Below are 21,752 nucleotides of genomic sequence, written 5' to 3' on the forward strand. Positions count from 1 at the left end.
AGGTATTGAAATAACTGACCTCCACGTTTCTTATCAGACCAAATATAAAGATAAATCGTTTCATGGCTAATCCGCACTTTGTGTTCTTCTCGCAACCATCCTGATATTTGCTCGGGACTCCATTCGAGTCGAATCTTTGAGTTAATTAATGCAATGAGGCTACTCGTCATTTTAATTGCTTTACGAGAATGTAATCGACGATGATGTGCAAACGATTGGGCTTGTTTAATGCGATATCCTCGCTTACCTGTATTACGAGAAAGCTCTCTACTGATAGTTGATTGACTAACTTTTAACTGTTGCGCAATTTTATTTTGACTCAGACCTATTTTCTTTAAAGCATAAATCTGGCATCTTAGCCCATAGGTCAGTTGTTTATATGTTTTCATTGTTGCATCTCTTGCCGGAGAAAAAGCGATAAGCATATATTCAGCTGACCGCTTTTTCTACTAATTCAAGTTATGCACTTATAATCTGAATCCAAGCCTTTTTATTAGTCACCTAAAAGGTTAAAACCATCGGCTTTAGCTCTAATCTCTCTATTAGTGTTAAGAGGTAGTTATGGATTATAGGTACGGCAGTCATACAGTTTTAAAATTCAGTATCACTTTGTTTTTGTTACTAAATATAGATGTCAAATATTAAAAGGTGATGTTGGTTTAAAAGTAAGAGAATTAGTTCGGCAAATATGTAATGTCTTTGAAATTGAGATTTTAAAAGGCGTTCATCGCTAAATTATTTGAAAGTTTCCCCGATCTTAAAAAGAGATATTAAGGGGGGATTTCTTACGGCTAGCGCATTTTAATCCCGCTTTCCAACAGGGTTGAACGATATTTATCATCTAGCCCTGCCATTTTCTTTTTGGCTGCCATACTTGCTGATTTGCTCGTATCTTGTTTGAACAATGCCATTGCCATTTTTCTCATGACATTAAAGGCAAGAGCCCTTGTCCTTTACGTATCCGTGACTCATCCTCTCTAAATGTCATACAAGCACCCAATGCATACTTTCAACTTGCCAATGGTCTCGTACCGCATTGAGACCCTGCTCGGCATTTAACGGTAATGAACTGATGTAACAACGCGTTTCGCGGGTTTCTTTGCCTGTACTTTTTTCAAAGACTTCTGCTGCTATTTTAATAAAGCTGTTTAACTGTCTTTCCGCACCTGTTCTTAGTGATTAAATTTTCAACAAAAAATAGTCGATTAAGTAATAAAAACGACCATTTTGTGTCGCCCCCTATAATTTTGAATAAATATGTTGACGTGGATCCTCATATTTGATCTGTTACTTATCTTTGGGTGATGGTAAGTCATGACATATTTTATAAGAAATCTCGATCATTTAGGCTTAGTTGCTGGCATGTGTAAAGAAATTGGTGTTGCAAAGCTTATCGATCAAGCACATCCCAAACAGAGCAAAGACAAGAAAATATCTTATGGTCAACTTGTCGAAGCAATGATTCTAAACGGCCTTGGTTTTACTGGTCGTACATTGCATATGTATCCAGAATATTTTGCTGACAAACCTGTAGAGCGACTTCTTGGAGAGGGAATAAAGGCTGAGTATATCAATGATGATGCTTTATAGGCCGTTGCCTCGATCAACTCTATGAGATCGGTGTTTCTGGGCTTTATCAAACCTTATCTGCACGTGTTATTGACCATTTAAAACTGCCTTGTGAAGGATTGAATTTGGATTCTACCAGTATCCATGTCGATGGCCGTTATGATAGCAATGACGATGATCCGAAGACGATTAAACTAGTACGTGGCTACAGTCGAGATTACCGCCCGGAATTAAACCAGGTAGTCATTAATCTGATCACCGAAAATAAAGCAGGGATCCCTGTTTACATGCAAGCTGCGAGCGGTAATCTCAATGATAATGAAGGCTTCAAAAATATTGTAAAAAACCACTTAAGCTGTCTCAATGCTGATCAACAATGTAGCCATTTTATTGGCGATGCTGCCTTATATACAGCAGAGACTATTCAATCACTTAATGAGCAAGGCCGATTGTTTATATCCCGCACACCACAAAAACTAACATTAGTTAAATTGGCAATCGCAGAACAAGAGAATCATGCATTCGTCGCATTAGAGAACGGCTATAGCGGTGTATGGCTCGACTCGGATTATGGTGGTGTAAAGCAGCGCTGGCTATTATTACGTAGTGAGCAAGCAATGAAACGAGAGCAATACACGTTAGATAAGCGCATGCTTAAAGATTCAACCACTTCACTAAAGTCAGTTAAAAAATTAACACGTGAGCGCTATTCATGTGCATTAGATGCGCGTAAGTCATTAAATAAATGGATTAAAAAGCAAGGTTATACAGAAATAATTGATATCGAGGTGATTGAGCACCTAGCTTACAAGCAAAGTGGTCGCCCGAAGCAAGGACAGCAAGCAGATAGGCATGAGTATCAAATAACAGGTCAGGTTTATTGTTCACTAACAGAGCGGCAAGCGCGCTTACAAGAAAAAGGCATGTTCATGTTAGCGACAAATGATTTTAGCGAAACATTGGCAATGGAAAAAATGCTTGGACTTTACAAGTCACAGCAAAGTGTAGAAAAAGGTTTTCGTTTTTTAAAAAGTCCTGATTTTTTAACATCTTCGTTATATTTAAAAAAGCCAGATCGCATTGAAGCGTTATTAATGATTATGACGTGTTGCCTCATGGTATATGCAGCATTAGAGCATAAAATAAGGGAAGAGCTTAAAACGCAATCCGCCTATTTCCCAGACTTAAAATACAAGCCAACTCAAACCCCGACAGCACGTTGGGTATTTTTTTGCTTTCAAGGACTGCATGTATTAACTCTCTCACAGGATAAAGAGTTGGTGATAAATTTAAAAGAGAGGAATAACATCATTATTGATTGTCTGGGGCCAATATATCAAAAAATTTATTGTTGAAAACGCGAAGGTTTATTCCTGAAACGGATGCGGAATGTCGGCTCTATTCGTCCATGACCCGATGAGATTGTCGTATGCTTCGCATATTTTTCCGGTGCCAAACCTTCTCGTTGACATTTATGCCACCAAGCTTCCAACTCAGCTTGCATGCCTGAATGATTCCCTTTCAAGGCTAAAATGTAATCTACCTTTTGTTGGATTATTTGCTTCGCTATTTCTTTCTGACACCCCATTGCATCAAGGGTAATGATACTATTTGTTATATCTAAAGGTGAGAGTAGCTCTGGTATTGCGGTGATTTCATTTGTTTTCGTATCAACCGCTGTTTGCCCTAATACTAATTGATGTTGGCAACTCCAAGCACTCACGGTATGTAGTGCATTTTTCTATCTTTCGTCGTAAATGAGCGACGGGCTGTTTTTTCATCAACGGCAATCACATGGCAGCCTGTTTTTTCTATCAGGCTTGATATCCATGTTTGAAAGGCTTGTTCGATTTCACTCGCTTTTAAGCGGCTGATGACACGAGCAATAGTGTCATGTCGGGGAATACCTGCTTCAAAATTACGGTATTGACGTAGCAAATCAAGTTTTATATGTCCAAAATTTTCAATATCTTCCGAACCTTCGGAGCCTGACATAACAGCCGTCACGGCAAGTAGCACTCATTAATATCACCAAGCTTATGATTATCAATATAAAGTGTTCTGATCGCTACTTTGTTAAAAAGTTCAATTTATAATGATCTTGCCGTAAGTTCGTATGGTTTGTATGATGGAATTAAGTAGCCACCTTATTGTAAATAGTGCTTTTGACAGCATTTCTGAAAGTGAAATGAATCTAGCGGCCGATTTAGTTGATAGCATCCCAGATAACAGCCTTACGCTCTTTGATAAAGGGTTTTATTCATTAGGTTTATTGCATGATTGGCAGAAAAAAGGAAAACGCACTCACTGGTTACTACCGTTAAAGAAAGGGACTCAATTTGAGCTGGTTAGAAGCTTAGGTCGCCAAGATAAACTGATACGCATTGCAACGACGCCTCAAGCTAGAAAAAAGCGACCGCACTTACCTTCGCATATCGATGCGAGGTTGGTGACCCGAAATATCAAAGGAAAAGAAGTAAAAATACTGACCTCAATGACAGATAATATGGCTTACCCTAGCGCAGACATTGTTGATTTATATACGCATCGTTGGGAAATTGAATTAGGTTATCGCGAGATGAAGCAGCATATGCTTGAAAGCCGTTTTACATTACGTAGCAAGCTACCTGAATTAATTCATCAAGAGTTATGGGGTGTTTTACTTGCTTATAATTTAATTCGTTACAAAATGATACTGATGGCGAAATCACTTAAAGGTGTTTTTGCTAATCAATTGAGCTTCAGAGATGCTTCTTCTCATATTATTCATACGCTGACCATGATGCCGATATATGCGCCAGGAAACTTCCCGAAAATAGTGATTGATATAGAAAAAAATGCCGCGCAATTTAAGCTGGAGGGAAAGAGAGAACGAAGTTATCCTAGGTGTTTAAAAGCCTCTAAGAATCGATATCCGGTTACTAAAAGTAAATATGCCATTCACCTTAAGTGAACGGCATTAAGTGAGTAAGTCTATTTATTAATACTACTTTGAAATGCACATAGAATAGATCAACCAGCATCTAATTCAAAGGTGCAGGGCAAGATCATGAACTTGTATTCATGTAGTAAACTATGATCAAATAGGCTTCCTATAAATAGGAGCCATTTATGTTATCTGCTTTTAATGAACATTTCTCTTCAATTCCCGATCTTCGCCAACAGTCTAAAGTTGAGCATAAATTTCATGATATTCTATTAACACTTATTGTGGGTGTCATATGTGGTGCCGATGGATGGGAAGCTATAGAAAAAGTTGCTCATAATAAAAAAGAACTGCTTGATAAATATGGCTCATTTGAAAACGGTATTCCAGTCCATGACACAATAGCCCGTGTTATTTCAACAATAGCACCAGACAAATTACAACATTGTTTTATCAGCTTGACGAAAGCGGCTCATGTCTCAACAAAAGGCGAAGTTATCGCCATTGATGGCAAAACAGTCAGAGGCTCTTTTGATAAGCAATCTACAAAGAGTGCAATCCACATGGTCAGTGCTTTTGCTGCAAATAACGGTGTTGTTCTTGGCCAAATAAAGACAGAAGAAAAATCAAATGAGATCACCGCAATCCCTCAACTCCTCGATTTATTAGATGTCGAAGGTAGCATAGTAACGATTGATGCAATGGGCTGCCAAAAAGCTATTGCAACAAAAATTAAAAGCAAAGGTGCTGACTATATACTTGCAGTTAAAGGCAATCAGGGGCATTTGCATCAATCGATTAAAGACTTTTTTACTATTTGTCGTGAAGATGATTTTTCTAATGTACCTCATCAATTCCATGAAGAAGTAGATGCGGGTCATGGGCGAATAGAGTCCCGAAAGTATTGGATCAGCGATACACTAACTAGCGTTAAAGACCTGACTGACAAATGGGATGGTTTAATTAGTGTTGGTATGGCAGAGTCTGAGCGGCATGTTAATGGAAATGTGAGCAAAGAAGTACGATATTTTATTTGTTCGATTGAAGCGGATGCTAACGTATTTGCTCAAGCAGTGAGAAAACATTGGAGTATAGAAAACCAGCTACACTGGGTGCTTGATGTCAGTTTTAATGAAGACTTAAGTAGAGTAAGGCGTAATAATGCCTCAGAACATGTCAGTATTAAGGCATTTAGTCCTTAATTTACTACGACAAGAAACAAGTTTCAAAAAAGGATTGAAAGCTAAACGATTCAAAGCAGCATTAGATACTAACTATGCTGAAAAATCCTTGAGCTTATTTTTTGAACACTCGTAATCTTACCCTGTTCAAAGGTGTTTTTTATCACAATTTTCATTTATAATCTTTAATGTGTCCAAAGCATTATTTAAAAAGAAGCGAACTCAACGGTATTTGTTAAAACTGTATTAAAGATATATAGCGTTACAAAAGAAAATGAATAACTCTAATTATTTTGTTGTACATTCTTTATAATATTTCATTTTTTTGTTGTACATTCTTTATAATATTTCATTTTTAAATCACTAGAGCTATGTACTTTAGTTGCGATAGCTTGCCTCAAACCTTATTTAACAAAGGAAGGAAGTTCCTTTTAAAACAGATATAAGAGCTTGAAGGACTCTTTGAGACCTATCGGGGCATCTTTATGGGAAGAGGCGCAGACTTGTTTTTATAAGGGGATAACTAGAGCGGTTTGTCTCAAAAGGAATAAAAACTGTCTCGCTGGTATTTGCAAAACTGAGTTATTAAAGTGATCAATTTTTAAAGTGTGAGGTGCCTAATTTTGGGCCAATAATTAAAGTTTACTTGTATCTAACGTTTCTATAATACATTTATAGAATTTTAATTTAGTTATTTGCACTTTAACAGTGATGTGAAACCAAAAAGTAGCTTGATATTAAATATAATTTATAGAGAAGATACAACTTGAATCTATTAAAAACATCAATTTTATCATTTGTAGCGACATCTATAAAATTAGCAGCAGGTTTGGTAATTAATAAAGCAATTTCGGTCTATATTGGACCTTCAGGTATTGCGTTAATTGGACAGTTTCAAAACTCAACCCAGTTAGCTATGACCCTTGCACAAGGAGGAATTAATAAGGGGATAATAAAATATACAGCAGAGTATGGTGAAAAAAGTAGAGATTTACCCAAACTTTGGAGCACGGCTGCTCAAATTGTACTTTATTGTTCTATATTGGTTAGTTTTATTTTAATCATTGGCTCTAATTATATTTCTGAGTATATTTTAAAAAGTGATGAATACCAATATGTATTTATCACTTTTGGTTTTACTATTATTTTCTTTACTCTTAATCAATTGCTATTGTCTATATTGAATGGGTTAAAAGAAATAAAGATATTTATTTCGATTAATATTACTCAAAGTATTTATGGCTTAGTATTCACCACGCTATTAGTGGTTTTTTGGGGGTTAGATGGAGCTTTAATTGCACTAGTAACTAACCAGTCGTTTGTTTTTATGACTCTATTGTCGCGTTTACGGCTTCATAAGCAAATTTTATTTACTAACTTCAAGCAAAAATTCGATATAGGACAAAGTAAAAAATTATTATCATACTCCGCTATGGCGTTAAGTACCGCTTGCACCGCTCCAGTTTCATTATTCTTAATAAGAAATAACATCGGGGAAACCCTATCATGGGATGCTGCTGGTTATTGGCAGTCGATGTGGTACATATCATCAATGTATTTAATGGTAATAACTACGGCTCTTTCGACATACTATTTACCGCGTTTATCTGAAATAACATCAAAAATTGAGTTGAAAAATGAGCTTAAACAGGGATATTTAATTATTATCCCACTTGTTATAAGTTTATCCTTATTTATATATTTACTCCGTGATTTTATTGTTTGGTTGCTATTTACTGATGATTTTAAGCCAATGGTAGAGCTTTTTAAATGGCAACTAATTGGAGATGTTATAAAAATAGCCGCTTGGTTGCTTTCTTATTTAATGCTTGCAAAAGCAATGACTAAAGCTTTTATGGTGACGGAGGTGTTATTTTCAATAACTTTTATTTTGTTTTCTAATTTACTTGTCGAAAGTTATGGCTTAGTCGGAGTGACCTACGCCTACACACTTAATTACACTTTGTATCTTATTGCCATGCTTTTGGCAACTAGAAAAACCATATTTTAATTGGGGTTCTATGAGGGTTTTAGTAATTGGTGTTGCTGGATTTATTGGTTCAGCTGTCATACGAAACATCAATAATTCAGTGATAGCATCATTAATCTAGATAAGTTAACTTACGCAGAAAATTTAGAATCATTAATTGAAATAGATACAAATAAGCGATATTCATTCGAAAAAGTGATATTTGTAATCGTGCAGAATTAGATCGTGTATTTACACATATCAATTAGATGCAGTTATGCACTGAATCCAAGTGGTTTACGAAGATTTGGAAGGGCCTAAAGACTTATTTACTGAAAAAGCATCTTATGCGCTTAGTTCAACTTACTCCGCTTCAAAAGCCTAAAGTGGCTGCTTTGCTGTTCGCTGATACAAACTATTATCTACTAATGCTTGATGGGATGCGGGCGTATTAAGTCCACTTTCTTCATAGATGGTTAAAGCGCGTCCTCCCATCGGAACACTGACACGTAACAATTGAAAAATACTACTTCCATTTGTCGGAGACCAATCAACAATGGATGACGCTCCTTAACAACGAGGGAGTTCGCAATATATCTATAAAAATCAATGCGTTCAGAGTGAAGGTTAATATTTCCACACAATCTATCTGCACGTTTAATATCATGCTTTTGCTCTGTATTTGAAAGCGATTTTAATCCTCTTCCAAGGTAAGTAACGGTGAGCCTTTGGTCTTTTAGGCCAGAATGAACAAAAGTAAATAAGGTATTTAACCTAGTTTTATGCATTTCAGGGTGGGCAAGTGATATTTCATTCTGTATGATTTCGGTGACTTTCATGGCAATGGCTGATTTGTTATTTTGTGGTGAAATTATTTGATCATAAATTGCCATGGAAGTCGATCCCCTATCTTAATTATTTCTCAATATTCGTGGGGATTCGTCAGGATTTAAATGTTGAATTACTTGGACGTGGTGTTAGACACCGGCACTTACGATAGTTTGATAGAAGCGGGTCAATATGTATAATCGATTGAAAAACGACAAGGTTTTAAGATTGGTTGCCTTGAAGAGATTGCTTTTAGTCAGGGATGGTTGTCTGCAGAACAAATAATTACAATAGCAAAACCATTGATGAAAAATAGTTATGGTAAGTATTTGTTAGATTTAGTAAATAGGAAAAGTAATAATGGATATTAAATTTATACAGTTCCAAAGCCATGGTGATGAACGAGGATCATTAGTTTCGCTAGAAGATAATAAGAACATCCCATTTACCATTAGACGTGTTTATTACTTGTTTAATACTCAAGAAAAAACTCGCCGTGGTTTTCATGCACATAAAAAACTAAAACAATTGGCTGTAGTTTTAAAAGGCTCATGCCGATTTATGCTAGATGATGGAAAAGAAAAAATCGAACTTTTATTAGATAATCCGGAGCAAGGTTTATACATAGAATCATTTGTTTGGCGGGAAATGTATAATTTTTCAGAAGATTGTGTATTAATGGTTTTGGCTGATTCTTTTTATGATGAAAAAGATTACGTACGTGATTATAACCAGTTTATAGAGATGGTTAACGAATGAATACTCAGATAAAAGGAAGGACAATAAGCTTAAGGCTTGTTCGAAAAGAGGATGCAAAATTTATTTATTCTTTAAGAAATAACAAAGAATACAATCAACATTTGTCTCAGGCATCAGGAACAGTGAAAGATCAGGAACTATGGATAAATGAGTATAAAAATAGAGAAAATAAAGGGGCTGAATATTATTTCATTATAGAGCGACTTGATAATGAAAAACGTATTGGAACTCTTAGATTGTATGATTTTATAGGTAATAAAGAATCATTTTGTTGGGGTAGTTGGATACTTAATCAAGATAAAACCAGAAGTTCTGCTATCGAAAGTGCAATGTTAGTATATGAGTTTGCATTTAAAGAACTTCACTTTGCTAGTTGCCATTTTGATGTTAGAAAAAAAAATATTAACGTAATTAAATTTCATAAAAAATTTGGTGCTGAAATAACTAATGAAACAAATTTAGACCTGTTTTTTCAACTTACTAAAACATCTTATGGTGATTTTTTTACAAGAAATAATAAATTTATAGAGAATTAAAATGATTCCTTTTTTAGACCTAAAAAATATTAATGCTCAATATCAAATTGAATTAAAAGAAGCTTGCTCACGTGTTATTGATTCTGGTTGGTATGTGTTAGGCAATGAAGTTACTGAATTTGAAAAAGAGTTCGCTACTTATTGCAAAACTAAGCATTGCTTGGGTGTCGCTAATGGCTTGGATGCATTAGTTCTGATTCTCCGTGCTTATATTGAACTTGGTGTCATACAGAAAGGTGATGAAGTGATTGTTCCCTCAAACACCTATATCGCTTCAATATTGGCCATTTCAGAAAATGGCTTAACGCCTGTCTTAGTTGAGCCTGATATCAATACTTTTAACTTAGATTCAAAGCTGGTCGAGCAGGCTATTACCGATAAAACCAAAGCAATTTTAACAGTGCATCTATATGGCCAAGTTACTGCTATGGATGAAATCAATACCATTGCTAAAAAGTATAACTTGAAAGTAATTGAAGATTGCGCACAAGCACATGGTGCTTTGTATACGGATAAACAAGGTCAAAGTAGAAAAGTTGGTAGTTTAGGTGATGCCGCAGGCTTTAGCTTTTATCCAGGTAAAAACCTAGGCGCATTAGGCGATGCTGGAGCCGTTACAACCAATGATAGCGAATTAGCCGATACGATCGCTGCACTGCGCAACTACGGCTCTCATGAAAAGTATAAAAACCTCTACAAAGGCATGAATAGTCGTTTAGATGAAATTCAAGCTGCCATGTTACGTGTCAAACTACGTTATTTAGATAACGAAATTGCTGCGAGGCAAGCGGTTGCACAGGTGTATTTAACAGGAATTAATAATCCGATCATTGAGTTGCCTGTTGTTGACGATGTAAATTCACATGTTTGGCATTTATTTGTTATTAAAACGACCCAACGTGAAAAGTTAGCAAACTATCTAACAGCTAATGGGGTGCAGTCATTAATCCACTACCCAATTCCCCCTCACAAACAAGGTGCTTACCACGAGTGGACAAACGAATCATTTCCTATTTCAGAACAAATACATGATCAAGTGTTGAGTATTCCAATTAGCCCTGTTCTCGCTATAAATGTTGTTAACAAAATAGTTGAAATTTGCAATAGCTTTAATAAAGATACCATTATTTAACTATCTTGTTAGACTTAACTCTAATATAAAATTTGAGACTATATATGGGTAATAATAAAATATCAGTCATTATTCCTTATTATGATTGTCAAGAATATGTCTTTGAAACAATAGATTCAGTCTTAAATCAAGATTATCCTTATGTGGAATTGATTGTTATAAATGATGGCTCGCCATGTGATTTAAATGATGCCTTAGAGAAAGATAGTAAGTGTAGAGGGTACACCTATAAATATAAAAAAAATGGGGGGGTTTCTTCTGCACTTAATTTAGGGGTCAAAATATCTAGCGGATCTTATATTTCTTGGGTTGCTTGCGATGATGTTATGTTGCCTCATAGATTAAAAAAGCAAATTAAAGTTTTAAACCAAATGGGTGTTGATGGGTGTGCAACTTATGTGGAGCGGATTGATAAAGATGGCAAGTTCCTAAATCAAAAAAATCCTAAAAAGAAAGGAATGGTTGATTTTGATTATTTTTATACTACAGACTTTTATTTTCCAGCCCCATCTGTTCTTTGCAAAAAGGAAGCGTTGATAACCATTAACGGTTTTGATGAGCAATTAATCATTGAGGACTGGGATTTGTGGTTAAATTTAACAAGCCATGGCTATAAATTATATTTACATGATGAAGTTTGTACTCAATATCGAATTCATAATAGTATGTCATCAAATTTGGTGAAAATGTTCTCAGGAATTTGTGATGTGACTTTGAAGTATAAATCACATTCAAGATTTATCGGATTTAAAATAATCACGCATCACTTTATAAAAAATAGTATCAAATCAATTTTGAAATTGTGTTTTTGTGATGTCGTATTGTTAACAAAAACATATTTTGTATCAATCTATTCAATGGCTATAAAGTAATGGAACTTTTGTTTATCCTTCTTTTTTCTTTTTTAATTATATTAATAGGTTTGTTAATTGAGTGCTCTCATGGGAGGATAACAAAGGGGCAGTATTCTTATTTATCTATCCTGCTAATTTACCAGTTATTTTTTTCCACTTGGATAGGAGCACTTATTGTTGCTCTAGATATTTTTAACCCTATCCGTTTAAGCGCAATATCTTATGACAGCAAAATTCAGGTTTTTTATTTTGTATCATATGCCACATTAATTATATTCATATCATACGCATTTTTCACCCTGATAAAGCGCTCCCATTATTTATCTATAACGCAAACGAAAAACTTTTCATTTATAAATGTGTCGGAAGAAAAACAGGAATATTATCAACGTATTTTTAAAGTGACCATTATAATGGAGACTCTCTATGTGGTTGTTAAGTATATTGTTTTTTATTCATCATCCCCTTTGCTTATTGCTATGAGCGGTGATCCTATTAGAGCTGCTATAATGAGGCAGAGCATACAAAACAGTGGGGTGATAGTTGATCTTCCTTATGTGGGTAAATTTTTCTATTTTCTCTGCTTGTTCAATGTGATCTTCTACTATTTTTTACATATGTTGAATAACACAAAAAAATCACAGTTTTTATTTTTGTTTGTCTTTTTTTTATCTTGCTCTAATTTACTCTTTGATGGACAAAAGGCTCCATTGCTTTTATTGTTTATGATGTTGTTCATTACACATATTCAGTTTAAAAAAATCAATCTTAAACTTATATCTTTTATTCCAATAGTGATAATGATTCTAGCCTTTTTTTATTCTATGCTGATGGGGGGAGGGGATTTTAACTTTACTGATACTTTAAGTCGCGCGTTCGATAGAATAGTTGCAGGCCAAAATCAAGCTATGTATTTTTTATATCAGTTCTATGAGCCCAAGTTAACTGGTGTGTTTACAGATCTTCCTTTTTCTGGGCTGTTAGGTTTGAAAGAAATAAAGCCAGACGAAACTATATTGCCATATATATATAATGACCTGAGCGGGCTTGTTAATTCGAATACTTTTTTTCAAGGAGAAGCTTGGGCTTTCTTTGGAATCGGAGGGGTAATATTTATGCCTTTTTTAGTTTCTATTAGCCTTATCTTATATGTAGTTTTTTTTGATTATTTGATGAAATTTGATTTCCATCTTTTTTGGGTTACCGCTTTGATTTTTTTCTCGACACTCCCAATAAATCAATCTCTTCAGTTTATTGTATACCAAAAGTATTTTTTGTATTTTTGTTTCCTATTTATTCTACCTATATTATTTATAGTGCAAGTAGGGATTAAATTGAGGTTTAGTCGTTAGTTTAATGCATGCTTTTATTTTTATAAAAATTATTTAATAAAATTAGGTTCATAGTGAAAAATAAAAAATTAACTTTAATCATATCAACTATCAATGATAATCTAGGGAAGATTGTTGACCTTCCAAGTGATGAACGTTTGTGTTACGTCATTGTTCACCAGATGAAGTCTGGCTATCAAGTAAATGAAAATACTCTTCTAAGAGCCGATTTTTATGGTAAACGACAAGATGTCGAATATGTAAAATCTAACGTATTAGGGTTGTCAAAAAGTCGCAACATTGGTCTTGATTATTGCTCTACCAAATTTGCGTATATTTTAGATGATGATATTTCATTTTATGATACATCAAATTTATTTAATTTAGTTGAATGTTTCAACAAGACTAAAGCTCAGATAATTGTAAGCAGAGTTATGACAGTTAAAGGATGTCTTTTCAAGAAATATCCTAAAGGTGGCTATAGATACAATAAAATTTCTTCGGCTACAGTCTCGTCTATAGAAATGGCTGTTGATGTTGGTTTTTTGAACAATAATAAAATAAGGTTCGACGAAGGCTTTGGTTTAGGAACTGATTACCCTTCTGGTGAGGAGTTTATATTTTTATCTGACTGTCTTGACAATAACGCATTGATTATGCATCGGAATAATATTGTTGTTTCTCATGACGAGGTTTCATCGGGGCAAGATTTTTATTCATCGGTTCAAAAATTGTCAGCAAAAAAAGAAATGTTTAAGCGTATATTTAAAAAGTTATACTTTTTTTATTTGTTGCTTTTTTTTATGAAAAAGAGTTTCTTCTTAGTAAAAAAAGGTGCTTTTTATAATACTTTTAAACAATGGTTTTTAGTTAAATAAATTACTACAGACTAAAAACTAGAAGTAGCTAATACTTATAAGTGAATATTTAGCAACAATCGCGTTTAATCTCTGTCAGTGTCTATGCATTTTGTGCGAAGATATCTTATCTGACTTGATATATTCATTTGTTTTAAAACTAGGTATGTATGTTTATGTGGCTATAATGTCGAAAAATAAACATCAATAAGTTTCTTATTATAAACCTCCCGATTTTATCGGGATCTTTTCTTTTCGAGTATTTAAATGTCCCATTTAGTTTCAATTATTATGCCTTCTTTTAATTGTGAAGAGTTTATCTCTGAAACAATATTATCGGTTATTTCTCAAACTTATAAAAATTGGGAATTGATTATTGTTGATGATTGCTCAACAGATAATAGTGTCAATATAATTAATCATTTCAATAAATATGATAAACGCATTCATTTGATTTTGAATGATAAAAATAAAGGTGCAGCGATAAGTCGTAATAAGGCGATTGAGTACGCTAGTGGTAAATATATCGCATTTTTAGATTCCGATGATTTGTGGAATGCAGACAAATTACAAAAGCAAATCTCCTATATGAGCGCTAATGATTTAGTCTTTAGTTACTCTGCTTATGAAACTATCGATGAGCAGGGAATGAGTCTAAATAGAACTATTGTCCCGCGGGAGAAATTAGATTATCTAGCTATGCTCAAAGAGAATCAAATTGGTTGTCTGACTGCGATTTATGATCAAGAAATACTAAACAAACATTATATGCCTTTAATTAGAAAAAGGCAGGACTATGGTTTGTGGTTATCAATTTTAAAAACAACTCCCTACGCATATAGAGCTCCCGGTATACTTGCAAAGTATAGAATTCGTGAAAATTCCATTTCGAGTAGCAAAATAGGGCTATTAAAATACAATTTCAAACTTTTTCATACACATGAAAAAATTTCAAAATTGAAATCGTTCTATTATGTTGGTTGGAATATTTATAGAAAATTGAAGAAATAAAGGCTAATAATAATGAATATATTAATAACTGGTGGTAGTGGTTTCATTGGAACTCGTTTAGTCGATGAGCTTCTAAGTAAAAATGTGAGTATTACTATTTTTGATAAAGTGCAAAGTACTAAATACCCTGAGTTGTCAGTTATGGGTGATGTTCGGGATGAAGAAGCATTAATATCTGCTTGTAAAGGAATTGATATTATCTATAACCTTGCTGCTGAACATGCAGACGATGTGTCACCAAAATCTTTGTATGCAGATGTAAATATAGGGGGCAGCATAAACGTTGTTGCCGCAGCTAAAGCTAATGATGTTAAGCAAATTATTTTCACAAGTTCAGTTGCTATCTATGGTTTGAATCGTGGGACTCCTGATGAAAGTACGAATGCTCTGCCGTTTAATGAATATGGGCGTACTAAACATGAAGCTGAAAAAATATTCTTAGAATGGGTTTCGGAGTGTGATAAATATTCATTAACTGTTTTACGTCCGGCTGTTGTTTTTGGTGAGTGTAATAGAGGTAATGTTTATAATCTTATCAGTCAAATTATAAGTGGAAAATTTATGATGGTTGGTAATGGAAAAAATCATAAATCAATGTGCTATGTTGGTAATATAGCTGCATTTCTAACACTACAAATCGATGCTAAACCTGGAACATATACTTATAATTTTGCTGATAAAGCAGACCTTAGTTCAAAAGAAATCGTTACGATTGTTAAAGATTCCATGAATATTACTAGAACTATACCAACTGTGCCTTATTTTGTAGGTCTAATGGGGGGGTATACTTTCGATCTCATTGCTAAAATAACAGGCAAGAAATTTTCAATTAGTTCTGTGAGAATAAAAAAATTCTGCGCTGATACAACCGTGAATACAGATAGATTATTAGAAAGTGGTTTTAAAGCTCCTTATAGTCTTGAACAGGGTATTCGTAATATGATTGACCATGAATTTAAATAACATTATTGGATAGCTTTAAATGTTTTCCGATGTTGTTAGTCTAATTCCCTTTTTATACAACCTGTTAAACAAATTACTTTTATAGGAAAAAATGAAGTATTTAGTAACAGGCGTAGCCGGTTTTATTGGCTAATGTTTAGTTGAAATACTTTGTGAACAGAGGCATGATATAAGGTAATATTACGAGCTTTCACTTTTATTAGTCGCCTAAAAGGTTAAAACGATCGGCTTTAGCCGGTCAACTTAAGCTATAATCTCTCTATTAGAATTAGGAGGTAGTTATGGATTATAGATACGGCAGCCATACAGTTTTTAAAATCCAATATCACTTTTTTTGTTACTAAATTTAGCTAGGTGAGTTTGTAAATCGCTTACCATTAATCTACATTTGCAATGCGCGCTCAACTAAATCAACTGTCATACGGCGAGATATAGACCAACCAATCACTCTACGAGAGTATAAATCCATGACAATGGCTAAAAGTACATCCAGTCTTGATTGGTCCTCAAATAGGTGACGTCGCCAGTCCATACTAGTGTCTCTTCCAAAAAAGAATCGATCAGTTGGCTACCAATCAGTAGGTAACTGATCTTGCTCTATTAATACGCTCATTGAACGATCTTCTCCCTTCTCTTTTTTAATCAGCCCTTTTTGAACCAATACACTAACCATTTGATGTGTACTTGCTGAATAGACACTAAAGTAATTAAACATTGATAAACCCCCTGCTATGCTGGGGCGACTCGCATAGGTTTGACCGTGGCTACGGTATATGTATCTTCTTTGCTCGACCAAAAGTAAAGAGGAAGTAACCTATGCGAGACTCATAGGTGGGACTTTAAGAAATAATGGGTTTTAACCCGTATTGCAATCGTCCCGTTTTTTTATCTCTGTCAGGGTGTGCCCGTTTGGCATATTTTGACAGAAAATGGATTGTGCTTTTCCACGTTTTTTTGAGCTTCGATATTATGTTTTGCGTTATCAATTCCATCAGTGGATAAAACCAACCCTGTGTATTTTTAGCAACCATAAACGTCGATAACTCAACGTCAGTAAGTTGCTGAACACTTAACCCTATACGTAGTTTAACCAACAATGAGAGTAAACTACTCCAGACCAATCCTTCCATCATTGTCGCTTTTCGAGTGTTAAACTTTTGTAAGTTACAATATGATTTCCACTCTTTAAAGAGCAGCTCAATTTGCCAGCGTAACTGATAGAGTTTCATCACCTTTTCAGCACTAAACTGCTCTCTATCCAAATTAGTTGCCCAATAAGTCGGTTCATCTTTTCCTTCCGGCCAACTGGTAATTAATCGGTAATTGGTTTTCCCTTCTACGTCCATGTCAACAATGCCACTACGGCGAATATGCTTCTTAACCGCTTTTTGTTTTATTTTCTGAAACCGTTTTAATGGCTTACCCGCTTTATTGAATCCGGCAACAACCATCGGGTTAACTGTTGTTTTGGCACGTACAACATAAGCACCTCCAGCCTGGTCAATCTCATCTAAATATGACAGCTTGAAATAACCTCGGTCAGCCAGCAATAACCTACCTGCTAATGCGTCGGCATCGGGTAGAAAGTCATACTCCGCTTGACTATCAGGACTGATAGATACTTGTTCAGGATAGCCTTTCAATACGTCCCAGCTAACATGAACCTCGATGGCAGCAGGGATAATTTTGGTAAAGCGACCTTTGAAAATATCTTTTAAGCTATCGTGAACAGCAAAAGAGCTACCATCTTGTCATACGATACCTTTAAAGGCTGATAACTCAACTTCAGTGCCAAGTACTTGTTGCTGCCAATCATTGACAGCAACACCAATTAACTCTTTTATCAGTTCAACAAATTCCGGTTTACTCAGCTGATTATGAAAGGGCTTATACTGCACATCCGTTTCAGTTAACTTTACAAAGTAGCGATGTAAATCCGTTACCGTATCGACTGATTTATCACCTAAAGCAGTGATTAATGACATCACCAATTCAAAAGGTTTAATAATTCGTTTTCGGTTACAAAAGTTAACATTTTTACCTATTTCATTAATTTTTAATTCATTAAGGACTTTAGTTATTTGCAGTAACTCAGTATTATCTTTATTCATGCTCTGATTTGCTCATTGATAGTGGTTTCGCAATTACTATCAGATCAAATTCCAGGGCTAAATCATGAAAAGTATGATTTTTGACCTATTTTTTTGTGATGCTTATCCAAAAATTTTTAAATAAAAAGGATCAACTTGTAGATCGAGTTTACCTATGATCTTATGCTTATCTTTAGACTAAAGATAATAAAATGAACGGGTTAACTTTAATGTCACATGTTTCAATCATCACTGATCATCGCCAAAACTGGAAAGTTGTTCACTCTTTACCTGATATATTGTTTCTTACTATAACTGCAACAATTGCAGGTTGTGATGGATGGGAAGAAATATCAGATTTTGGCGACGACAATATAGACTGGTTGAAAAAGTTTAGTGACTTTAAGGGAGGAGTTCCTTCTTATCACACAATTGGCCGCGTTTTTTCAGCCATTGATCCACGACAATTTAGAAAAGTCTTTGCTAAATGGATGAATGATTGCCAAGAAATGACTCATGGTGAAACTATTGCAATTGATGGGAAGTGCCTTAAAGGTTCATACCATCAAGATGATAAGAAAGACGCTATCTACATGGTCAGTGCCTTTGCTGAAGCAAATGAAGTTGTCCTTGGACAAGTAAAAGTTGAAAGCAAATCAAATGAAATTACAGCGGTGCCAAAATTATTAGATTTACTTGATATCAGAGGGTGTTTAATCACCATTGATGCCATGGGGTGCCAGACTAAAATTGCTAAAAAGATAGTAGATAAAGGCTGCGATTACCTTTTAGCCGTTAAAGGTAATCAAGGTCGATTATTTACTAAATTAAATGAGATTTTCAATGTTCATAGGCTAAATTCAGCGTCGAAAATATTTTCAGCCAAAGTAATAAAGGACATGGAAGAGAAGAAACTCGACACCATATGGTAATACATGATTTAACTGAGTTGGGAGACATTCAATTTGAATGGCCAGAGCTTAAAAGCATTGGTTATTCAGTCTCTTTTAGAAAAGAAGGCAATAAAAAAGAAACATGCTCATTTCGCTTTTATATTTCATCTGCAAAATTAAGTGCCGAAGAGTTTGCCTATGCAGCAAGAGCACATTGGAGCATAGAAGTGAAGCTACACTGGAAGTTGGATACGGCATTTAATGAAGATGCTTGTCGAATTAGACGAGAAAATTAGGATGAAAACCTTGCTATGGTAAGGCATACAACTATTAATTTACTCAAGAACGAAAAGACTTTTAAAGCAAGCATGAAAAGAAAGCTTAAAAAGGCCAATCGGAATACAAGTTATGTCGAGAAAGTCCTCATAGGGCGCGATCTTTCATGATTTCGCCCTGGATCAAATTCAGAGCATGTTTTCAACTGATTTTTTCTTAAGATTCAACCTATGAGCTGATACTGGATATTATTTAATGACTTTATATGTTGTAAAGAGACACAATCCGTATTTGGGCTCCATGTGCTTTACAATATAATTTTTGATAAAATTAATTGCTCTTTTTTGTAACTCGTAACTTATTCGCATCAAGTTGCTTTCTAATTTTGTCAAATGAAAAATACTCTGATTGAGCCAGTAGGCAGGTTCCAATCAAACCTTGCATATCATCAAGTTGAGACGTTTTTATCTCTAGATCTACTGTCATTAATGGCATGGCTTTCTCTAATATTACTTGGCGAATCGTTGATAGGTATTTATCTCCGAGTTTTGTTAATGGCCCAGCCAAAATAACCAGTGAAGGGTTATTAAAGTTAATTTGATGAGCCATTATCGACCCAATCGCTCTTGCACTTCTTTGTAATATTTCAAAGCTAACGCTGTCCCCCATATTTGCAGCAATCGCGATATCACTTGCCGTTACACGGCCAATATTTCGAGAAAGCAGCTCAGGTAGTTGTTTCGCTATTTGAGGTAGTCTATCTTCTTCAGACAGCTCTGGCTTACTCTGTAGTAATTGCGCTAAAATAGGGCTTTTACCTGCGTATATTGCTTCCATTCCTTGCCGAGCAATAGCTGCTCCTCCTGCTACAACCTCAAGGCATCCTTGTTTACCACAAATACAAGGTGTTGAATTGCCTTCTACTTGGTTATGCGAAATAAACCCCGCTGCTCCCTTAGAGCCTCTATATAGCTTTCCATCTGCAACAATGCTGGCTCCTATACCAGTGGCGAGTTTGACCATAATAAAATCGTTGTTATTTTTTGCCGATCCCCGATGTTGCTCTCCAAGTGCCATTGCATGCACGTCATTATCTACAATAACGGGGCACCCATATTGGTTGTGTAATACTGTTTTTAACGGATAATTATGCCAAGTAGATACAACTCCAAGAGGGGAAGAAACCATGCCTTTTCGATAATCTATAGGGCCGGGAAGTGCGATACCTAATCCAATAATTTTATCTTGTGTCAGGTTCTCGTCGCTCAATAACCCGGTAATACAAATATGTACCTTCTGTAAAATATTGATTGGACCATCGGTCATGTTACCCCTTTCAATTTTAAAATTGATTATCGTGGTATCAGTTCGACATAAAGCAACTTTAAAATGAGTAAGTCCAAGAAACACAGCTAAGAATACTCCAGGCTTTTCAGAAAGTTTAAGTAATGTTCTGGCCTGGGCTTTAGAGTCGGTATCGATAGGTTTTTCTTCGATTAAACCTAATTGTAATAACTGTTCAACTTGTAGTGACATAGTTGAACGAGCTTGTTTTGTAATTCGGCATAGTGCGGCTCTAGATATAGGGCCTTGGTTACAAATTATACTGAGTATTTTTGCACCGGCAGCTGATCCTGTCCAATAAAAATCCATTTCTAAAAAGTGCTCATGGTAGCTTGGTTAAATTAAATGGCGTCGGCGCTTTTCCACCAATATGAGGCGTGTAAGTATACACCGCGCCAGCGTCGTTTTTAATGGCCACTTCTTTATCTTCTGAAATAGAAGCCGTTGTTATGTATAAAGTAGAAAAATTAGGCCCGCCAAAAGCACAGGAGGTTACTTTATTGGTAGGAAGCCACAAGCGTTGTACTTGTTGTTTTGTAGTAGGGTCAATCTTGATAACACTACTTCCCCCCCAAAGTGCTAACCAAATAAAGCCTTCACTATCGATACATAAGCCATCGGGGAAAACTTCCTGCTGAAGCAGTTGATACACGAGTTGTGCATCACTGAGGGTACCGTTTTCAAAGTCAATGCTATAACACATCACAGATTTACTGGGTGAATCAACATAATACATGCACTGTTTTTTTATATCCCAATCTAAACCGTTAGACACCGTGATACCTTTTAATACAACACTCACTTCCAACTCAGGTGTTATACGGTATAAGCAAGCTTTAGGTTGAATCTCAGCCTTATCCATTGTACCTATCCATAAATTCCCATAGGGATCAACTTTTCCATCATTAAATCTTAAGTTATCACTTACCCCTGGAACAGTAAGTAATGCTGTATACTGACCATTGCTGCGGTCTAAATAATATAAAGTACAACCACTTGCTACAACAACGTAGCGCTGGTCACAGTGTACGACAGCACTTACCTCTTCAGGAAAAGTAAACTCTTGTAGCAACGTACCAAACTCATCGCTACACAACAGTTTGCCATTATGAATATCAACAAATAAGAGCTCATGAGACTGAGCTAACCACAATGGTCCTTCTGCCAATAAACAGCAATGACTCGTTAATTTTTTAACACCTGAAATTTGATTCAATGTATATCAACCTCTAT

Annotated in this window: 16 protein-coding genes and 9 pseudogenes; 16 read left to right on the forward strand and 9 right to left on the reverse strand. The window is 35.2% G+C overall.

Going from position 1 to position 21,752, the window contains the following annotated elements:
• Positions 1 to 389: helix-turn-helix domain-containing protein (locus GQR44_RS18485; RefSeq protein ID WP_166371881.1), on the reverse strand; the 389-nt coding region annotated here is incomplete at its 3' end.
• Positions 390 to 561: 172 nt separating this feature from the next.
• On the opposite strand from GQR44_RS18485, the pseudogene GQR44_RS18490 reads away from it, so the two are divergent.
• Positions 562 to 771, forward strand: a pseudogene (locus GQR44_RS18490) (transposase); the annotation flags it as partial.
• Positions 772 to 791: 20 nt separating this feature from the next.
• Here GQR44_RS18490 and GQR44_RS20010 read toward each other — a convergent pair.
• A complete protein-coding gene (locus tag GQR44_RS20010) occupies positions 792 to 917 on the reverse strand; it encodes a hypothetical protein (RefSeq protein WP_277344405.1) in 126 nt (41 codons plus the stop codon).
• 397 nt (positions 918 to 1,314) lie between these two features.
• Between GQR44_RS20010 and GQR44_RS18500 the strand changes: the two are divergent.
• Positions 1,315 to 2,924 (forward strand): annotated as a pseudogene (locus GQR44_RS18500) (IS1634 family transposase).
• A gap of 41 nt (positions 2,925 to 2,965) precedes the next feature.
• Here the strand turns inward: GQR44_RS18500 and GQR44_RS18505 are convergent.
• Positions 2,966 to 3,611 (reverse strand): annotated as a pseudogene (locus GQR44_RS18505) (ISAs1 family transposase); the annotation flags it as partial.
• 62 nt (positions 3,612 to 3,673) lie between these two features.
• Between GQR44_RS18505 and GQR44_RS18510 the strand changes: the two are divergent.
• The 4 genes and pseudogenes from GQR44_RS18510 to GQR44_RS19925 form a co-directional block, all read left to right on the forward strand.
• Positions 3,674 to 4,522: pseudogene (locus tag GQR44_RS18510) on the forward strand (IS4 family transposase); the annotation flags it as partial.
• Positions 4,523 to 4,680: 158 nt separating this feature from the next.
• Positions 4,681 to 5,697: an ISAs1 family transposase gene (locus tag GQR44_RS18515; protein ID WP_240923739.1), complete on the forward strand. Its 1,017-nt coding sequence runs from the start codon at positions 4,681 to 4,683 to the stop codon at positions 5,695 to 5,697.
• A 745-nt stretch (positions 5,698 to 6,442) separates the two neighbouring features.
• Positions 6,443 to 7,687, forward strand: a complete 1,245-nt coding sequence (locus GQR44_RS18520; RefSeq protein ID WP_166373158.1) for an O-antigen translocase — start codon at positions 6,443 to 6,445, stop codon at positions 7,685 to 7,687.
• Between the two features lie 10 nt (positions 7,688 to 7,697).
• A pseudogene (locus tag GQR44_RS19925) lies at positions 7,698 to 7,928 on the forward strand (NAD-dependent epimerase/dehydratase family protein); the annotation flags it as partial.
• A gap of 193 nt (positions 7,929 to 8,121) precedes the next feature.
• On the opposite strand, the gene GQR44_RS18525 reads toward GQR44_RS19925, so the two are convergent.
• Positions 8,122 to 8,538 (reverse strand): hypothetical protein, encoded by a 417-nt coding sequence (locus GQR44_RS18525; RefSeq protein WP_166373159.1) that lies wholly within the window; start codon positions 8,536 to 8,538, stop codon positions 8,122 to 8,124.
• 56 nt (positions 8,539 to 8,594) lie between these two features.
• Here GQR44_RS18525 and GQR44_RS19930 point away from each other — a divergent pair.
• From GQR44_RS19930 to GQR44_RS18565, 9 genes and pseudogenes are all read left to right on the forward strand, one after another.
• Positions 8,595 to 8,844 (forward strand): annotated as a pseudogene (locus tag GQR44_RS19930) (glucose-1-phosphate thymidylyltransferase); the annotation flags it as partial.
• On the forward strand, positions 8,834 to 9,232 hold the full coding sequence (locus GQR44_RS18530; protein ID WP_166373160.1) for an FdtA/QdtA family cupin domain-containing protein: 399 nt from the start codon (positions 8,834 to 8,836) through the stop codon (positions 9,230 to 9,232). The pseudogene GQR44_RS19930 and the gene GQR44_RS18530, both read left to right, overlap by 11 nt.
• The gene (locus GQR44_RS18535) at positions 9,229 to 9,768 is read left to right on the forward strand and encodes a GNAT family N-acetyltransferase (protein WP_166373161.1); all 540 of its coding nucleotides are present in this window, start codon (positions 9,229 to 9,231) and stop codon (positions 9,766 to 9,768) included. Before GQR44_RS18530 ends, GQR44_RS18535 begins: the two co-directional genes overlap by 4 nt.
• A 1-nt stretch (position 9,769) precedes the next feature.
• Positions 9,770 to 10,900, forward strand: a complete 1,131-nt coding sequence (locus GQR44_RS18540) for a DegT/DnrJ/EryC1/StrS family aminotransferase (protein WP_166373162.1) — start codon at positions 9,770 to 9,772, stop codon at positions 10,898 to 10,900.
• Between the two features lie 44 nt (positions 10,901 to 10,944).
• The gene (locus tag GQR44_RS18545) at positions 10,945 to 11,772 is read left to right on the forward strand and encodes a glycosyltransferase (RefSeq protein WP_166373163.1); all 828 of its coding nucleotides are present in this window, start codon (positions 10,945 to 10,947) and stop codon (positions 11,770 to 11,772) included.
• A complete protein-coding gene (locus tag GQR44_RS18550) occupies positions 11,772 to 13,106 on the forward strand; it encodes a hypothetical protein (protein ID WP_166373164.1) in 1,335 nt (444 codons plus the stop codon). Before GQR44_RS18545 ends, GQR44_RS18550 begins: the two co-directional genes overlap by 1 nt.
• 53 nt (positions 13,107 to 13,159) lie before the next feature.
• On the forward strand, positions 13,160 to 13,963 hold the full coding sequence (locus GQR44_RS18555) for a glycosyltransferase (RefSeq protein ID WP_166373165.1): 804 nt from the start codon (positions 13,160 to 13,162) through the stop codon (positions 13,961 to 13,963).
• Positions 13,964 to 14,209: 246 nt separating this feature from the next.
• Complete coding sequence (locus GQR44_RS18560; protein WP_166373166.1) at positions 14,210 to 14,953, forward strand: glycosyltransferase family 2 protein; 744 nt, start codon at positions 14,210 to 14,212, stop codon at positions 14,951 to 14,953.
• 12 nt (positions 14,954 to 14,965) lie between these two features.
• Positions 14,966 to 15,916, forward strand: coding sequence for an NAD(P)-dependent oxidoreductase (locus tag GQR44_RS18565; RefSeq protein WP_166373167.1), 951 nt, complete (start codon positions 14,966 to 14,968; stop codon positions 15,914 to 15,916).
• Positions 15,917 to 16,301: 385 nt separating this feature from the next.
• Here GQR44_RS18565 and GQR44_RS18570 read toward each other — a convergent pair.
• The 3 genes and pseudogenes from GQR44_RS18570 to GQR44_RS18580 form a co-directional block, all read right to left on the reverse strand.
• Positions 16,302 to 16,450, reverse strand: a pseudogene (locus tag GQR44_RS18570) (DDE-type integrase/transposase/recombinase); the annotation flags it as partial.
• Positions 16,451 to 16,484: 34 nt separating this feature from the next.
• The gene (locus GQR44_RS18575; protein ID WP_166373168.1) at positions 16,485 to 16,631 is read right to left on the reverse strand and encodes a hypothetical protein; all 147 of its coding nucleotides are present in this window, start codon (positions 16,629 to 16,631) and stop codon (positions 16,485 to 16,487) included.
• A gap of 124 nt (positions 16,632 to 16,755) precedes the next feature.
• Positions 16,756 to 18,027, reverse strand: a pseudogene (locus GQR44_RS18580) (IS4 family transposase).
• A gap of 191 nt (positions 18,028 to 18,218) precedes the next feature.
• On the opposite strand from GQR44_RS18580, the pseudogene GQR44_RS18585 reads away from it, so the two are divergent.
• Positions 18,219 to 19,345: pseudogene (locus GQR44_RS18585) on the forward strand (ISAs1 family transposase).
• Between the two features lie 160 nt (positions 19,346 to 19,505).
• On the opposite strand, the gene GQR44_RS18590 reads toward GQR44_RS18585, so the two are convergent.
• Together GQR44_RS18590 and GQR44_RS18595 are read right to left on the reverse strand one after the other, a co-directional pair.
• A complete protein-coding gene (locus tag GQR44_RS18590) occupies positions 19,506 to 20,828 on the reverse strand; it encodes an ROK family transcriptional regulator (RefSeq protein WP_166373169.1) in 1,323 nt (440 codons plus the stop codon).
• 13 nt (positions 20,829 to 20,841) lie between these two features.
• Positions 20,842 to 21,735 carry an SMP-30/gluconolactonase/LRE family protein gene (locus GQR44_RS18595; protein WP_166373170.1) on the reverse strand — a complete coding sequence of 298 codons (894 nt, stop codon included), beginning with the start codon at positions 21,733 to 21,735 and terminating at the stop codon, positions 20,842 to 20,844.
• Positions 21,736 to 21,752 lie beyond the last annotated feature (17 nt).

Origin of the sequence: Psychromonas sp. SA13A (assembly GCF_011378715.1) — a bacterium.
Classification (GTDB): Bacteria; Pseudomonadota; Gammaproteobacteria; order Enterobacterales; family Psychromonadaceae; genus Psychromonas.

Coding starts and splice junctions, on each gene's coding strand:
- GQR44_RS18515 (WP_240923739.1), top strand. CDS start 4,681: ATGTTATCTGCTTTTAATGAACATTTCTCTTCAATTCCCGATCTTCGC.
- GQR44_RS18565 (WP_166373167.1), top strand. CDS start 14,966: ATGAATATATTAATAACTGGTGGTAGTGGTTTCATTGGAACTCGTTTA.
- GQR44_RS18575 (WP_166373168.1), bottom strand. CDS start 16,631: ATGTTTAATTACTTTAGTGTCTATTCAGCAAGTACACATCAAATGGTT.
- GQR44_RS18550 (WP_166373164.1), top strand. CDS start 11,772: ATGGAACTTTTGTTTATCCTTCTTTTTTCTTTTTTAATTATATTAATA.
- GQR44_RS18560 (WP_166373166.1), top strand. CDS start 14,210: ATGTCCCATTTAGTTTCAATTATTATGCCTTCTTTTAATTGTGAAGAG.
- GQR44_RS18535 (WP_166373161.1), top strand. CDS start 9,229: ATGAATACTCAGATAAAAGGAAGGACAATAAGCTTAAGGCTTGTTCGA.
- GQR44_RS18545 (WP_166373163.1), top strand. CDS start 10,945: ATGGGTAATAATAAAATATCAGTCATTATTCCTTATTATGATTGTCAA.
- GQR44_RS18530 (WP_166373160.1), top strand. CDS start 8,834: ATGGATATTAAATTTATACAGTTCCAAAGCCATGGTGATGAACGAGGA.
- GQR44_RS18540 (WP_166373162.1), top strand. CDS start 9,770: ATGATTCCTTTTTTAGACCTAAAAAATATTAATGCTCAATATCAAATT.
- GQR44_RS18590 (WP_166373169.1), bottom strand. CDS start 20,828: ATGGATTTTTATTGGACAGGATCAGCTGCCGGTGCAAAAATACTCAGT.
- GQR44_RS20010 (WP_277344405.1), bottom strand. CDS start 917: ATGGCAATGGCATTGTTCAAACAAGATACGAGCAAATCAGCAAGTATG.
- GQR44_RS18525 (WP_166373159.1), bottom strand. CDS start 8,538: ATGGCAATTTATGATCAAATAATTTCACCACAAAATAACAAATCAGCC.